15 protein-coding genes and 1 tRNA gene are annotated in these 14,882 nt (G+C 58.7%); 11 read left to right on the plus strand and 5 right to left on the minus strand.

What is annotated here, in order from left to right; all coding sequences use genetic code 11:
- Positions 1-313: 313 nt before the first annotated feature.
- The 4 genes from OC71_RS06725 to OC71_RS06740 are packed head-to-tail and all read left to right on the plus strand — an operon-like array spanning position 314 to position 5,888.
- Positions 314-3,145: a xanthine dehydrogenase family protein molybdopterin-binding subunit gene (locus OC71_RS06725; RefSeq protein ID WP_041066073.1), complete on the plus strand. Its 2,832-nt coding sequence runs from the start codon at positions 314-316 to the stop codon at positions 3,143-3,145.
- Positions 3,138-3,677 (plus strand): (2Fe-2S)-binding protein, encoded by a 540-nt coding sequence (locus OC71_RS06730; protein ID WP_041066077.1) that lies wholly within the window; start codon positions 3,138-3,140, stop codon positions 3,675-3,677. The genes OC71_RS06725 and OC71_RS06730 overlap by 8 nt, the downstream gene beginning before the upstream one ends.
- Before the next feature lie 2 nt (positions 3,678-3,679).
- Positions 3,680-4,915, plus strand: coding sequence for a cytochrome c (locus OC71_RS06735; protein ID WP_041066083.1), 1,236 nt, complete (start codon positions 3,680-3,682; stop codon positions 4,913-4,915).
- A gap of 1 nt (position 4,916) precedes the next feature.
- Positions 4,917-5,888: an XdhC family protein gene (locus tag OC71_RS06740; protein WP_041066086.1), complete on the plus strand. Its 972-nt coding sequence runs from the start codon at positions 4,917-4,919 to the stop codon at positions 5,886-5,888.
- Between the two features lie 147 nt (positions 5,889-6,035).
- Here the strand turns inward: OC71_RS06740 and OC71_RS06745 are convergent, their stop codons facing one another.
- Entirely contained in the window at positions 6,036-7,319 is a 1,284-nt protein-coding gene (locus tag OC71_RS06745) for an FAD-binding oxidoreductase (RefSeq protein WP_041066089.1), read from the minus strand.
- A gap of 184 nt (positions 7,320-7,503) precedes the next feature.
- Between OC71_RS06745 and OC71_RS06750 the strand changes: the two genes are divergently transcribed.
- From OC71_RS06750 to OC71_RS06755, 3 genes are all read left to right on the plus strand, one after another.
- Positions 7,504-7,580, plus strand: a tRNA-Val gene (locus OC71_RS06750).
- A gap of 203 nt (positions 7,581-7,783) precedes the next feature.
- On the plus strand, positions 7,784-8,047 hold the full coding sequence (locus OC71_RS27550; protein ID WP_161794898.1) for a hypothetical protein: 264 nt from the start codon (positions 7,784-7,786) through the stop codon (positions 8,045-8,047).
- A gap of 36 nt (positions 8,048-8,083) precedes the next feature.
- Complete coding sequence (locus OC71_RS06755) at positions 8,084-8,539, plus strand: DUF2214 family protein (protein ID WP_041066092.1); 456 nt, start codon at positions 8,084-8,086, stop codon at positions 8,537-8,539.
- A gap of 223 nt (positions 8,540-8,762) precedes the next feature.
- Here the strand turns inward: OC71_RS06755 and csrA are convergent, their stop codons facing one another.
- Complete coding sequence (gene csrA, locus OC71_RS06760) at positions 8,763-8,957, minus strand: carbon storage regulator CsrA (RefSeq protein ID WP_003179932.1); 195 nt, start codon at positions 8,955-8,957, stop codon at positions 8,763-8,765.
- A gap of 250 nt (positions 8,958-9,207) precedes the next feature.
- Here csrA and OC71_RS06765 point away from each other — a divergent pair, with 250 nt between their 5' ends.
- Both OC71_RS06765 and OC71_RS06770 read left to right on the plus strand, forming a co-directional pair.
- A complete protein-coding gene (locus tag OC71_RS06765; protein WP_041066098.1) occupies positions 9,208-9,576 on the plus strand; it encodes a sporulation protein in 369 nt (122 codons plus the stop codon).
- Between the two features lie 86 nt (positions 9,577-9,662).
- Positions 9,663-10,574 carry a siderophore-interacting protein gene (locus tag OC71_RS06770; protein ID WP_041066100.1) on the plus strand — a complete coding sequence of 304 codons (912 nt, stop codon included), beginning with the start codon at positions 9,663-9,665 and terminating at the stop codon, positions 10,572-10,574.
- 55 nt (positions 10,575-10,629) lie between these two features.
- On the opposite strand, the gene OC71_RS06775 is transcribed toward OC71_RS06770, so the two are convergent.
- From OC71_RS06775 to OC71_RS06785, 3 genes are all read right to left on the minus strand, one after another.
- Positions 10,630-11,319: an endonuclease gene (locus tag OC71_RS06775; RefSeq protein ID WP_041066103.1), complete on the minus strand. Its 690-nt coding sequence runs from the start codon at positions 11,317-11,319 to the stop codon at positions 10,630-10,632.
- Positions 11,320-11,323: 4 nt separating this feature from the next.
- Complete coding sequence (locus OC71_RS06780; protein ID WP_041066105.1) at positions 11,324-11,614, minus strand: DUF1654 domain-containing protein; 291 nt, start codon at positions 11,612-11,614, stop codon at positions 11,324-11,326.
- A 178-nt stretch (positions 11,615-11,792) separates the two neighbouring features.
- Positions 11,793-12,881, minus strand: coding sequence for an asparaginase (locus tag OC71_RS06785; RefSeq protein WP_027611548.1), 1,089 nt, complete (start codon positions 12,879-12,881; stop codon positions 11,793-11,795).
- A 349-nt stretch (positions 12,882-13,230) separates the two neighbouring features.
- Here OC71_RS06785 and OC71_RS06790 point away from each other — a divergent pair, with 349 nt between their 5' ends.
- A complete protein-coding gene (locus OC71_RS06790) occupies positions 13,231-13,686 on the plus strand; it encodes a hypothetical protein (protein WP_041066108.1) in 456 nt (151 codons plus the stop codon).
- A 201-nt stretch (positions 13,687-13,887) separates the two neighbouring features.
- The gene (locus OC71_RS06795) at positions 13,888-14,844 is read left to right on the plus strand and encodes a sugar ABC transporter substrate-binding protein (protein WP_041066111.1); all 957 of its coding nucleotides are present in this window, start codon (positions 13,888-13,890) and stop codon (positions 14,842-14,844) included.
- Positions 14,845-14,882: the final 38 nt, after the last annotated feature.

Raw genomic sequence — 14,882 nt, forward strand, 5'->3', positions numbered from 1 at the left:
TCGCGAAGGCGTCGGCACGTTAAAAATCAGCATTGGCTGGAAGAACGCTTTCGCGAGCAGGCTCGCTCCCACAAGGGGTGTCGATATGCCCTGCGATCTGCTGCGGTGCCACGTCGCATTGATTTTTTGATTCTTTAGTCAAATTTTTGTAACTGGTTGTTTGCTGCGAGCGCGGAAACCTTTAAAGTTAACCTTTCGGTCAGCTTTGCACTGTCAACACGCCCTTTGTTTCGCCAAGAAGGGCTTCTGCAAGACTCGAGATTCCCAGTAGATAACCAGAAGGGCGGACACATAACCGCCCAGAGGATGATCCATGTCCAACCGTGATATATCCCGGCGCTCGTTCCTCCAGGGCGGGCTGGTGGCGGGTGTGAGCGTCACGCTCACGCCGCTCAGCAGCCAGGCGCTGGCTGCCTTGATGGAAACCAGCGTCACCGTGCCGTCCGAGAAGTGGCTCGGCAACAACGGCAAGGCGCGTCAACGTAATGATGCGCTGTCCAAAGTTTGCGGCAGCAAAGTATTTGCCCGCGACATTCGCTCCAAGGACATGCCGGGCTGGCCTGAGCAACAGGGCCACGCCATGCTGCTGAAAACCATCAAGGCCGACCGTATCTACGCTGGCTACGACCTGTCGTGGCTCGGTGCCGACTTGCAACCTGACCGCATCGTCACCGCCGCCGATCTGGACAAGGACGGCATCGTCTTCCCGGAAGAGCACGCGCCGGACCCCTTGCTGCCGGAAGGCAAAGTGCCGATGTTCATCGGTCACCCGGTAGCAATCCTGATCTGGAACGATTTCGAGCGTTTCCGCCAGGCCAAGAACAAACTCAAATTCAATGACAAGGCGATTCGTTACGGTGCACAAGTGCCGTACTACGAAGGCGACCCTTATGGCAGCTTCCGCTACGTGCGCGTGGGCGGTCCGACCTCGGCCGACGAAGACGAATTCGCCAGCCTGAAAGACTCGATCCTGTTCCCGATGCTGAAAAACCGTCGGCCGGTGTGGAATTCCCAGCCGAACCTGCACGGCAACCTGACTGAGCGCGGTCTGTTCTACGCCGATCGCATGAAAAAACAGATCGATACCCCGCCAGACAACTGGCTGGTGTTCGACGAGCGCTACAAGACCCCGTCGATCGAACCGGCCGCAATGGAGCCGGACAACGGCAACGGCTGGTACGACCCGAAAACCAAGACCCTGCATTTCGTGGTCGCCACTCAGTGCCCCCTGGAAGCGGCGACCGAGACCGCGAAAATGATCGCGCCGTCGCGCTTTGGCCTGGCCAACCTGAACATGCACCCGGGTTACACCGTGGGTTACGGTTCCAAAGACCACAACATCTTCGTCTACTACGCGGCCCTCGCGGCGCTGTACGGTGCCGGTGTGCCGATCCGTCTGGCGAATGACCGCTACGAGCAGTTCCAGAGCGGCATCAAGCGCCACCCGTTCGACATCCGCTATCAACTGGCGGTGGACAAGAACGACTACAGCTTCAAGATTTTCCGTGCCGAGATGAGCGTCGACGGTGGTGGCCGTATCAACTACAGCCCGTCGGTAGCGGCAGTCGGTGCCACGGCAGCGCAGTCGATCTATTACATGCCGCAGAACGATCTGCAGGTCACCGCTTATCACTCGCGTGGTGTTGAAGCAGGTTCGATGCGCGGTTACGGCACCCTGCAAAGCATGGCCTCGACCGAAATGATGGTCGACGAAATCGCCAATCGTCTCGGCGTTGACGCGATTGATCTGCGTCGCAAGAACGCCTTGCGTTCGGGGATGAAAAACACCCAGGGCGCGATCCCGGCGGGTGCTTTGCGCCTGCACGAAATTCTCGACAAGGCCTCGGTGCACGAAGTCTGGAAAAACCGCGACGCGATCAAGAAACAGCGCGAAGCCGCCGACCCGGACAACTGGTACGGCGTGGGTTTTGCCATTTGCCAGAAAGACTTCGGCACCGGTTCGGAAGCGCCGATGGCCAGCATCGAATTCACCGCTGAAGGTCGCATCACCCTGCGCCACATCGGTATCGAAATCGGCACCGGCATGTCCACTTCGCAGGCGCTGGTCGTTGCTGATTTCCTCGGCAGCCCGGCGCACGACGTGAAGACCGGCGAAACCGAATGGCAGGAAATGCAGCTGATCACCAGCGGCAACCCTTACATCATGAGCCAAGCCGAACAGGACAATCTGCTGCGCAACCCGCGCTGGGTTGGCAAGCTGGCCTCGGCATCGTCGGCGACCAACTCGGCTTACTACTTCAGTCACGCCACCCGTGAAGCGGCGCGCGTGCTGTTCAACAACGGTTTGTGGCCGGCGGCCATGGAAATCTGGCGTCAGGGCCCTTACGGCGGTCAAGCCAACCCTTACGTGGTGCGTCGTGAAGATGCGCATTGGGTCGATGGCAAGCTCACTGCCAATGGCATGCAGCCATTGAGCTTCGAAGAGCTGGCCAAACGCGCTCACGAACGTGGTCTGGTCACCGGCGCCACCGTTCACGCGTTCAACCGCTGGAGCTGGGCCGAGGCCGAATACAGCATCGACGGCGTGCGCGAGCGTCTGCCGCTCGACGGTCTCGCAGTGAAGTACGGTGATGGCGCGCCGAAGGCGAAGAAAGCGTTGATGAGTACCGCAGGTTTCCACCTGCTGGATCGCCAGAACATCAACTACCCGGTGGTCCAGTTGAATAACGCCGCGGTGACTTACTACAGCCCGGTCGCGACACTGGTCGAGTTGAAGGTCAATAAAGGCTCGGCGGAAGTCGAAGTGCTCAACCACCATTCGTGGGTTGAGTGCGGTCGGGTGCTGGTCGAAGAACTGGTCAAGGGCCAGCTTGAAGGCGGGATCGCGATGGGCATCGGTCACGCCCTGATGGAAGAAATGCCGCTGTACGAAGGCGGACCGGGGGAGGGTGACTGGAACTTCAACCGTTATCGCCTGCCGATGGCCCGTCACGTCGCGGTGTGGAAGCAGACCGCGGAGATTCTGCCGCCGCTGTCGCCAAGCGATCCGTCCAAAGGCATCGCCGAAGTGGTGATGATCCCGGTGGTCGGTGCCATCGGTAACGCCGTGGCGCACGCCATCGGTAAACGTGTTCGCGATCTGCCAATCACTGCTGCGCGCATCAAGGAGGCCCTCAATGGCTAACCGTCCGCTTCAACTGACCCTCAATGGTCAATCCGTCGGTCCGGTGGACATCCCTGATGACCTGCCGATGATCGACTATCTGCACGAATACAAGAATCTCACTGGTTCGCGCCTGGGCTGCGGCCAGGGCATCTGCCACGCCTGTGTGGTGATCGTCGACAACCCGGACGGCACCAGCGAAGAAGTGCGCACCTGCGTCACCGGCGCGCATTACTTCGAGGGCAAAAAAGTCCGCACCATCGAAGGTCACGCCAAGCGTGATGAGAGCGGTCAGGTCACTGAGCTGAACCCGATCCAGCAGCGGTTCGTCGACGAATTCGCCTTCCAGTGCAGCTACTGCGCGCCGGGTTTCGTCAACGCCGCGACGGTGCTGGTGGAGAAGCTGCAGCGTCAGCCGATCGTCAAAAGCCAGCTGGAAAAAGTCATCGAGGACAGCCTCGGCCATCACGTCTGCCGTTGCACCGGATACGTGCGTTACTACAACGCCACGCGCAACGTGCTGACCGATCTCGGCCTGGTCAAGGAGGGTTGAGCATGAAGCATCTATTGACCCGCCTGACCCTGGCGGTCGGGCTGGCTGCGCCGGTGTTATTTGCCCACGCCGACGATCAGGTCAAGCGTGGCGAATACCTCGCTCGCGCCGCCGACTGCATGGCGTGCCACACCGCACCGGGCGGCGCGCCGTTTGCCGGCGGGCTGCCGATCGTCTCGCCATTCGGCACGATCTACGGTACCAACATCACCCCGAGCAAAGAGCACGGCATCGGCTTGTACAGCGATGACGAATTCTTCGCTGCGCTGACCGAAGGCAAGCGTCGCGACGGCGCCAATCTGTATCCGGCGATGCCCTACACCTCGTATCACTTGGTGCCGCGGGAAGACTCGGACGCGATTCATGCGTACCTGAAAACCATCGAGCCAATCGAGCGCGCCGCGCCGGTCACCAGCCTGAGCTTTCCGTTCAACGTGCGTCTGGGCCTGATCGGCTGGAACATGATGTACGGCAAGGTCTTGAAGCTGGAATCTGCCGAAGGCAAAAGCGAAGCCTGGAAACGGGGCCAGTACATGGTCGAAGTGCTCGGTCACTGCGGCGAATGCCACACGCCACGCGGTCTGCCGGGCGCGATGCAATTGGACAAGCGCCTGACCGGCGGCATCCTCAACGGTTATCTGGCACCGAGCCTGCTCGCCACCGATCTGGCGGCGCGTGGCTGGAACCAGCAGGACTTGAGCACGTTCCTCAAGCACGGCATGAGCGCCCAGGGCACGATGTTCAACGAGATGTTCCCGGTGTTTCACAACAGCACCCAGGGCCTGAACGATCAGGATCTGGCGGCGATGGCGACGTTCCTGCTTGGCGACAAGCCGCCCGCGGCGAAAGAGCTGACTGAAGTGTCGCTGGACAAGCTCAGCCCGAGCGCCCAGCGCGGCCGTCAGGAATACTTGAACGTCTGCGCCGGTTGCCATGCTGCCGGTGGCGAAGGCAAGCCGCACATCGCCGTGGCCATGCGCGGCAACACCACGCTGCGTCTGGAAGATCCGCGCAACCTGGTGCGGGTGATCGAGGACGGCATCGGCGAGCAGAAATTCGCCGGGTTCGAACACATGCAGCCGATGCCGGGTTTCGCCGACAAGCTCAAGCCTGAGCAACTGACCGATCTGCTGAACTACCTGCGTCAAGGCTGGGGCGGTCAATCGGCTGAACTGGCGGTCAGCGACGTGCAGAAGCTGCAGGCTGACGCTCCGGCCGTCGAGCACAAGGCGCACTGACATGCAGCATCTCGATCTACAGGTTGTGCGACGTGCACTGGAGTGGTCGGTGGCGGGGCAGCGCATTTGGCTGTGCACGGTGCTGACCACTTACGGCTCGGCGCCGCGTGCGCCGGGTTCGCTGCTGGCGGTGAACGATAGCGGCCAGTGGATCGGGTCGCTTTCCGGTGGCTGCGTAGAGGAAGACTTTCTCGCGCGCGTCGCTGAAGGTGCGTTTCTCGATGCGGTCAACGTGGTGCGTTACGGCGAAGGTGATGATCCGCGCTCGCGGGTCAGCCTGCCCTGTGGCGGCATTCTCGACGTACTGGTAGAGAAATTTGACGCCGACTGTGAGGTGCAGGCGCATCTGCGTGAGCTTGAATCGGCGTTGCTCGGCCAGCGTCGTCTGATTCGCGAGGTCGATCTGGCCAGTGGTGCGCGCAGTCTGTTCGCGGATCGCGAGCAGGGCGCGCGCATCGAGCGCGAGATCGACCGGGTGCGGATTCGCATCGGTGCCGTGCAGCGCTTGCTGCTGGCGGGCTATTCCAGCGTGGCGCAAGCCTGTGCCGAGTTCGCGGTCGGTCTTGGTTTTGAAGTGATTCTTTGCGATCCGCGCGACGAAGTGCTCGAAGGCGTGGTGCTGAATGGCGTGGAGATTCGTCGGCAATTGCCGTCAGTGTTTATCGCCGATGGCGGCTGTCACCGCGATACCGCGGTGGTAGCGTTGACCCATGATCCGCGTATCGACGACCTGGCAATGATGGAAGCGGTGCGCACCGAGGCGTTTTACATCGGCGTCATGGGCTCGCAGCAGACCTCGCAGAAACGTTTCGAGCGCCTGCGCAGGATTGGTGGGCTGGGGGAGATCGAACTGGCGCGGATTCATGCGCCGATCGGGCTTAACCTGGGCAGCAAGACACCGGCGGAGATCGCTTTGGCGGTGCTGGCGGATATCTTGCGGATTCGTAGCGGGATCGCCCGGGACCAGCTCTGATCTGAATTCTGCAAATATTTGTGGCGAGGGAGCTTGCTCCCGCTGGACTGCGCAGCTGGCCTTCTTTTCAGATAAAAGAGAGTCCGCTGCGCGAACCGGCGGGAGCAAGCTCCCTCGCCACAGTTGTTTGCCAGTCAAGAAAACTGATCAGAACCCCAGCTTGTCACGCAACCCGTAATACCACGCACCCAATGCCGCAAACGGCGTACGCAGCAACTGCCCGCCCGGGAACGGATAGTGCGGCAGATCGGCAAACGCATCAAAACGCTCAGCCTGACCGCGCAACGCTTCAGCCAGTACCTTGCCGGCCAGATGTGTGTACGTCACGCCGTGGCCGCTGCAGCCCTGCGAGTAATAAATGTTGTCGCCAAGGCGTCCGACCTGCGGCAGGCGCGACAGGGTCAGCAGGAAATTGCCCGTCCACGCGTAATCAATCTTCACGTCTTTCAGTTGTGGAAAGGCCTTGAGCATTTTCGGGCGGATGATCGCTTCGATGTTCGCCGGGTCCCGGGCACCGTACACCACGCCACCACCGAAGATCAGGCGCTTGTCGCCGGTCAGGCGGTAGTAGTCGAGCAGGTAGTTGCAGTCCTCGACGCAGTAATCCTGTGGCAGGAGGGATTTCGCCAGCTCATCGCCCAGCGGTTCGGTAGTGATCACCTGAGTGCCGCACGGCATCGATTTGGCCGCCAATTCCGGCACCAGATTACCGAGGTAGGCGTTGCCGGCGACGATGATGAACTTGGCCCTGACCTTGCCTTGTGGCGTGTGCACCACCGGGTTGGCACCGCGCTCGATGCGCACGGCCGGCGATTGCTCATAGATCGTGCCGCCGAGGGACTCCACCGCAGCGGCTTCACCGAGCGCCAGGTTCAGCGGGTGGATGTGACCACCGCTCATGTCGAGCATGCCGCCGACGTACTGATCGCAGGCGACCACTTCGCGAATGCGGCGCTGGTCGAGCAGTTCCAGTTGCGTGTGGCCGAAGCGCTCCCACAGGCGCTTCTGCGATTCCAGGTGACCCATCTGCTTGGTGGAGAGGGCGGCGAACACGCCGCCGTCCTTCAGGTCACACTGGATGTTGTACTTGGCCACGCGCTCACGAATGATCCGACCGCCTTCGAAGGCCATCTGCCCGAGCAGTTGCGCCTGCTTGGGGCCGACTGTGCGCTCGATGACGTCGATGTCGCGGCTATAGCTGTTGACGATCTGCCCGCCATTGCGCCCCGACGCACCGAAACCGACCTTCGCCGCTTCCAGTACTGTCACGCGAAAACCGTTCTCCAGCAGAAACAACGCCGAGGACAGCCCGGTGTACCCGGCGCCGATCACACAGACATCCGTCTCCACATCATCCTGCAAGGTCGGACGTGGCGGTACGGCATTGGCCGACGCAGCGTAATAAGACTCTGGGTAAGGGGTGTTCGCCATCCTGCAGCCTCTGTTTAATATATTTTACGAGTGCGCCGATCCTACCCGAGTTGAAAAACCTCCGCCAGCCACCGGAAAAATCTTATCTAACGGTCCGAAATTAAATATTTTGCATATTCATAGGGTTAGGTGAAAAAAAGGTGTTGACACCCCTCCGGAATTCCGTAGAATGCCGCCTCACAGCAGGCACGTAGCTCAGTTGGTTAGAGCACCACCTTGACATGGTGGGGGTCGTTGGTTCGAGTCCAATCGCGCCTACCAAACAAAATCCGCTCTGCTGGGCGGTCTAGAAGGGCTCACCGAAAGGTGGGCCCTTTTTTGTTGTCTGCGATTTGTCAAAGCCTTGCTCCAGGCGCTCGCCTCAATCCTTCCGATCTTTCGTTACCCTGACCGCTTAGCGTGTTTCGAAATAACACGACCTGCTGATATGGCGTTCTGTGCTTTTTTGGATCCGTCTAAAAAGTGTGGATATTGAAGGGGTTACCGGTATTTTTAACCGTCCGGTGATCAAAAAAATGTTGTTGCTGATCGTGAACTTCAGTAACATCTGCCCCGCGTTCACCACCACGGTTTATGCATTTTTAAATCCCAAGCTTCCATCAGCTGCTTGGGATTTTTTTTGCCTGCGATTTGGCCAATCCCTTTCTCTGTCTCCTTGCTTCCTGCGCGAAGCTTTCCAGTCCCACTGCTGTGTGCGGGCGAAACCGGTTTTTTTCGACTACTACTGACTGGCGTTTTCCACGGCTTTCTCAAGGAGTTCGTCGATGCTGGTTCATTGGTTTCTCGCCGCTATTCATCTCTTGGCTTTTGCACTGGGCTTCTGGGCCGTGTTGACCCGTGGCACGGCGTTCAGTCGTCTGGCGGCTGGCGTCGGTGAAGCAAAGCGGGTTTTGCTTGCCGATAATCTGTGGGGGATTGCTGCGCTGGTGCTGCTGGTGACTGGTGGCATGCGCGCCTTTGGCGGCTTTGAAAAGGGTGCTGACTACTATCTGCACCAGCCGCTGTTTCATTTGAAGATGACGTTGTTCGTGCTGCTTCTGTTGATTGAGCTGGCGCCGATGATCACGCTGGTCAAATGGCGGATCGCATTGGCGCGAGGCAAGGCGTTCGATACCACGCGTGCAAAGCTGTATGCACGGATCAGTCACGTCGAGGCGCTGCTGTTGGTATTGATGGTGATTGCAGCCACCGGCATGGCGCGCGGCGTGACGTTCGGCTAACAAGGAGCAATTCCCTGTGCGCTCTCGGAAATGTCTGACAGCCAGGCTGGGCAGTCGCGGGTAGTATCGCGCTGCAGGAGAGGAAGGGAGCAAATGAAGTAGAGCGATGGGATGTGTCAGGCGCCGTGCCGAGTGGGCTGGGGAGCGGATGGCAATACGGCGCGTGTATCTCTAGCCAGTCATTATGCAAAGCAAACGAACTGGCTACTGACTGCAATGCGGTTCAGGGCGTTTGTGGCTTGTCCGGGGCGGTCAGGCCGGCCTGAATGCGCTGATAGATTTCTTCACGGTGTACGGCAACGTTTTTCGGAGCATTGATGCCGATACGGACTTGCTGACCGCTTACGCCGAGGATGGTGATCGTAATGTCATCACCAATATTTATGCTTTCACCGACTTTGCGGGTGAGTATCAGCATGGTCTTCTCCTTGATTGCTTTGTAGGGCACCTGATTCAGACAGTGCAGAGGTCGGTGGTACGTATAGATTAGTGCGAAGTCTCACGGTTTGGGTGCCTCTTTCTGACGCGCAGATGCGGCATTAATTCCCAGGGCGTAACTATACAGAGGCTGCAATCATCAATCTCGTTGTTTTGTGCCCATTTTGCGGGCCTCGCGAAGTATTTATGAATGTTAAGATCGCCGCTTTGTGATTTTCGAGGAAAGCGTTGTGCGCAAATTGGTCTGGATGTTCGCGGCACTGGCATTGGCAGGGTGTGGTGAAGGCAAGAGTGTAGACGTGCAGAAGCCGAAAACGACAGTCGCAGCCGCGCCTGTGGCGGCATCTTCTGCGCAGTGGGACCTCGAAGTGCGCGGCGAAACACCTCAGGCTGTCAGCGACCTGAGTGGCTGGTTGATCGAGCATGCGTTCGTGCCGACCGTGATCAAAGACAGTAGCGGCAAGACGCGGATCCTGATTGGTCCGTTCAACTCCCAGGCCGACGCGCAAGCGCGCAAGGTCGAGGTGGATGCAGCATTGGTGAAGGCCAAGAAGCAGAACGTCGAATCGGTGATCGTCGAGCATCCGCTCGCACCGTAAGCCGCACTTTCAGCGGAGCGGCCTAAAGGACATCGCAGTCGACTCGTCTTATACGAGTCAATCACGATTTCTCGAAGGAGCTCCGCATGGCCTCCGCCGCTCCCTATAAGCTTTTCAATGCGGTTTTGCGCCGCAAGACGCTGGTGAGTCCGCACATGATGCGGATCACGCTCGCCGACCCTTCAATAGGTGGCATGGCCACTTGGGCGCCGGACCAGCGCGTCAAACTGTTCTTCCCTGCTGAAGATGGATCACCTGCGAGCCTTGCGCAGGAGGAGGGCTGGTACGCGCGTTTTCGTTCAATGCTGGCGAGCCGTCGACCGGCAATGCGCACGTACACCATTCGTCATTTACGCGCTGATCTGGGCGAGGTCGACATCGATTTTGTCCTGCATGGCGAGACCGGTCCCGCGTCGCGCTGGGCGCTGCGTGCGCAGCCGGGAGCGTCGATGCAGATTCTTGCTCCCGGCAGCGGTTTTTCCGCGCAGGACGCCGGAGGGTTCGAATGGAAACCGCCACAGCTACTCAAACAGGTTTTGCTGGTGGCCGATGCCACGGCATTGCCGGCGGCGATGGGTATTCTTGAAGAATTGTCCGCCATGGCTGAGCCGCCCCAGACTCACGCGTACTTTGAAGTCGATAGTTTGGCAGACATGCTCTCGGTGCCAGACTGGCCCGGGCTGGCGGTGCAGTGGCTGGTTCGCGATCAGGGGCCAGAAGCAGTGGCTGGCGCGCTGATGGTCGAGGCGGTGCAGCAGGCGTTCTTGCCTGCAGAGGATTCATCGGTCGGGCAAGCAGCCGAACTCGCCGAAGTCGATATCGACAAAGACATTCTCTGGGAGATCGCCAACACGGCCCCCGAAGGTTTTTATGGCTGGATTGCCGGCGAAAGTGCTGCGGTCATGCGTCTGCGCAAATACCTGATCAAGGAATGCGGTATCCCCCGTGAGTCACTCAATCTGATGGGCTACTGGCGCTACAACAAGGCTGGCAGTTAGGTACAAAAAAGGCCTCGAACATCACGTTCGAGGCCTTTTCCTTTGAGCTGGAGGGTCAGCCGCAGGCTTTCAGGTTCACCGGGCCGACGAATTCATTGCCGTGTCCCATGACGCACGCCACGCTCTGATTACGCTGGCGTTCCCAGTCTTGCACCGGGTACGTCTTGTCCCAGGCTTCGTAAAGCTGCCGATCCTGTTTCGACAGGCGCAAGCCGTACTGCTTGCTCATGTAGAAATAGGTGCGCGCGATCATGCCGCGAATCGACGGGCGAGGCATGACCTTCTTGGCCTTGAAGTCTACTTGAGTCAGGCACGAGCCATATTGACCGGATTGCACCGGCAGCCAGCCATAACTGAAATTGCTGCGATCACCGTTGACCTCGCCAATGCTCGGTACCAGGTTGTGCAGGTCGGCTTCGGCTTTCTGATAACTCGGGTCGTAGCGTGTGCAGTTCTTGCGCCCGCCCGACTGCCAGCATTGACGCTGGTGACCGAATTCCCACGCAGGGACAATGTGCTCCCATTCGATGCGCGAAGCGCGCTTGGCATTTTTGCGTGGTACATAACCGCAAGCCTTCAAGTCCACCTTGTTGCCAGTGTATTTGCATCCGCAGTAAAACTCGGTGGACTGCGGTGCGTACAGCTTCCAGGCGGCTTTCTTGGCCTCGGTAAAGGTGCGGGGAGCGCCAGCCTGGGCGCCAAAAGCGATGAACAGCAACAGTAATGCAAAACAGCGGACACTCATTGAATCAATCTTCCTTCGGCACAACCCAAAAAATCTGCACGCCGCCATCGTCGCGATAGGCGAGTGTGACGTTGTCGTTCTCGTCGATTTCCTCGAGCAGTTGCTCCCATGCATCCACAGGCTCGTCCGGCAGGCGGAAGATCAAGGCGGCTTTGGCTTTTTGTGCGGTAGGGGAATTGATGATTTTTTGAACGCGCATACCCATGCGTTCGTAAGCGTCAGGAGCATCAGGGGAGGTGGCCACGAGGTTATCCTTATTAGGCTGTACGTGCATACAGTATTTAACTGTAAGCATTTTCGCAACTGCTTAAAATTCAAGAAAATCCTCTGACAGCGCTTTTACGATTTTGGTGTAAGCCGGGTCGATTATTTTGTGCGAAAAGGTCGCGCGCAGCGTAGGTGGCAGCACCACCCGCCGCGCGGGCGAGTGGTGAGCAGGTTGCCCGATCCGGAAAGGCTCAGGCGTGGGCCAATCAATATTCCCAGAACATCCGTTGCAGCTCTTTGCTGTCGTTGGTTTTGGTCAGGGCGACCATGGCCAGGATCCGAGCTTTTTGCGGGTTCAGGTCGTGAGCGACGACCCAATCGTATTTGTCGTCAGGTTGTTCGGCGTTACGCAGAACGAAACCACCGGCGTTCACGTGGGACGAGCGGATGATCTGCACGCCGTCTTTACGCAAGGCTTGCAGGCTCGGCACTACGCGCGAAGAAACAGAACCATTACCGGTACCGGCATGGATGATGGCTTTGGCGCCGGCCTGGGCCAGTGCTTTGTAGGCGGTGTCATCAACGTTGCCGTAGGAATAGGCGATTTCTACGTCAGGCAGGCTCTTGATGTTCTTGATGTCGAATTCCGAATCCATGGTGTGGCGCTTGGCTGGCAAGCGGAACCAATAGGATTTGCCTTCGACCACCATGCCCAGCGGACCCCAAGGGCTTTTGAACGCCTCGGTCTTGATGTTGATCATTTTGCTCACGTCGCGACCAGACTGGATCTCGTCATTCATGGTCACCAGCACGCCTTTGCCGTGCGCTTCTTTGCTGCTGGCGACGGCGACGGCGTTGTACAGGTTGAGCATGCCGTCCGCCGACATGGCGGTGCCCGGACGCATCGAGCCGACGACGATGATCGGCTTGTCGGTCTTCTCTACCAGGTTGAGGAAGTAGGCGGTTTCTTCCAGGGTGTCGGTGCCGTGGGTGATGACGATGCCATCGACGTCTTTGCTGTCGGCCAGTTCCGATACGCGGCGACCCAGTTGCAGCAGGTTGTCGTTGGTGATGCTTTCCGAGGCGATCTGCATGACTTGTTCGCCACGCACGTTTGCCAGTTTGCTCAACTCGGGGATGCCGGCAATCAGTTGTTCAATGCCAACCTTGGCCGCCTGGTAAGTGGCGCTGTTGGCTGCGCTGGCGCCGGCACCGGCAATGGTGCCGCCAGTGGCAAGTACCACGACGTTGGCGAGTTTGGTCTGGGTTTCGACTTCTTTTGCCTGAAGGGCGGTTGGCAGGAGCAGGAGGAGGGCCAAAGCGCCCGGTACCAAGGTGTTGAAAGCAGATTTCATTATTTTTCTCTCTAGTAGTGAGACGGTGCTGATGCAGGTTCATCTAGATGCGCCCTGAGCCGATCTGAATGCTCGGGGTGCAGGCTAGGGAGCAGGATCCGTACCAGCGCTACTTTGCTTCAGAGAAATGTTTAACTTCATGATTTGCATCAGGTTTTTGTGGAATGGCCAATGGTTGGGCCGATCACCTGTCCGGGTTTCCGAATATTGGGATCTTTCATGTTCGGTTCACCGAAAAGGACTACAGCTCTTGGCGAACGAAACGGCTTGCCGGTTTCGGCTTTTCTGCTAAAGAAACCCGTCAGCAGGCCGATGGGTGTTAAAGGAAACGATTATTTAGGGAGTTCACATGTCACTGACGATCGGTTTTTCACATCCCGGCGCAGTCACCATCGGCGGTAAAACCGCAGCGACAATCAATGCAATGAACCAGGCGGAAGCAGACGCATCCGAAGAGGCGCTGGGCGTTGAAAAAGAGCAAAGCAACCAGGTCAGAACCGGTGGGCCTGCGCAAGAAGCCAGCCAGGCGAGTAATGCTGACAGCGGCGATAGCCTGAGCATCACCGTCAAAATGCTGCTCAAGCGGATGCAGGAATTGCAGAAGCAACTGCAAGAACAGCAACAGCAATTGGCGGCGGCGCAGGCGGCAAGTTATCCGACGCCCGAGGCCAAGTCACAGGCGGTCATGTCCGTTCAGGGCCAAATCGCGCAAACCAGCGGCGCGCTGATGGAAGTCGCAGCGGCACTGGTCAAGGAAATGTCCAAGGATTCAACCAGCGGCAACCTGGTCAGCACCACGGCTTAAGCAGGGAAGGGCGAATCGGACGATTCGCCCTGCAATAAAACGATGATTTCTGATTGTTGACAAATGTCAGCGGGATTCGCATAGTTCGGTCTACGCAAACGTTTGCGCGGCTTCCCCGGTACACTATTGGCCGGAAGAGAGCGCTGAAGCTTACGCCAGCGCGAGCGTTGCTCACAATAATCATAAGATCGGAGTGAACCCATGAAGCTGCCATTCGCTGGACGTCTTCTTGCTGTCGCTATGCTGGCTGCTGCAGCCGCCGCACTACCTGTCTCTTCGGCCTTCGCCGAGTCCCCGGAAAAACCCAAAGTCGCATTGGTCATGAAATCCCTGGCCAACGAATTCTTCCTGACCATGGAAGATGGCGCCAAGGCGTACCAGAAAGAACACTCCGCTGATTTCGACCTGATCTCCAACGGCATCAAGGACGAGACCGATACCGCCGGCCAGACCCGCATCGTCGAGCAGATGATTCTGGCCAAGGTCAACGCGCTGGTCATCGCACCGTCCGATTCCAAGGCCATGGTGCCGGTCATCAAGAAAGCCGTCGATGCCGGCATCACCGTGATCAACATCGACAACCAGCTTGATCCGCAAATCGTCAAAAGCAAAAATATCAGTGTGCCATTCGTAGGGCCGGACAACCGCAAGGGTGCGCGTCTGGTCGGTGAGTACCTGGCCAAGCAACTGAAGGCCGGTGACGAAGTCGGCATCATCGAAGGTGTGTCCACCACCACCAACGCCCAGCAGCGCACCGCCGGCTTCAAGGATGCGATGGATGCGGCGCAGATCAAGGTGGTCTCGTTGCAATCGGGCGACTGGGAAATCGACAAGGGCAACAAGGTTGCTGCTTCGATTCTCAGCGAATACCCGGATGTGAAAGCGCTCTTGGCGGGTAACGACAGCATGGCCGTCGGCGCTGTTTCCGCTGTGCGCGCTGCCGGCAAGGCGGGCAAGGTACAAGTGGTCGGTTACGACAATATCAACGCGATCAAGCCGATGCTCAAGGACGGTCGCGTGCTGGCGACGGCCGATCAGTTCGCTGCCAAGCAGGCTGTGTTCGGTATTGAGACCGCGCTGAAAATCCTCAAGGGCGAAAAAGTCGACAGCGGCGCCAATGGCGTGATCGAAACGCCAGTCGAGCTGGTCACCCAGTAAGTCTTCCGGCGACACAACGGCGCTCGTCCGTCCGGACG

Source organism: Pseudomonas sp. W15Feb9B (assembly GCF_000828175.1).
Taxonomy (GTDB): domain Bacteria; phylum Pseudomonadota; class Gammaproteobacteria; order Pseudomonadales; family Pseudomonadaceae; genus Aquipseudomonas; species Aquipseudomonas parakoreensis.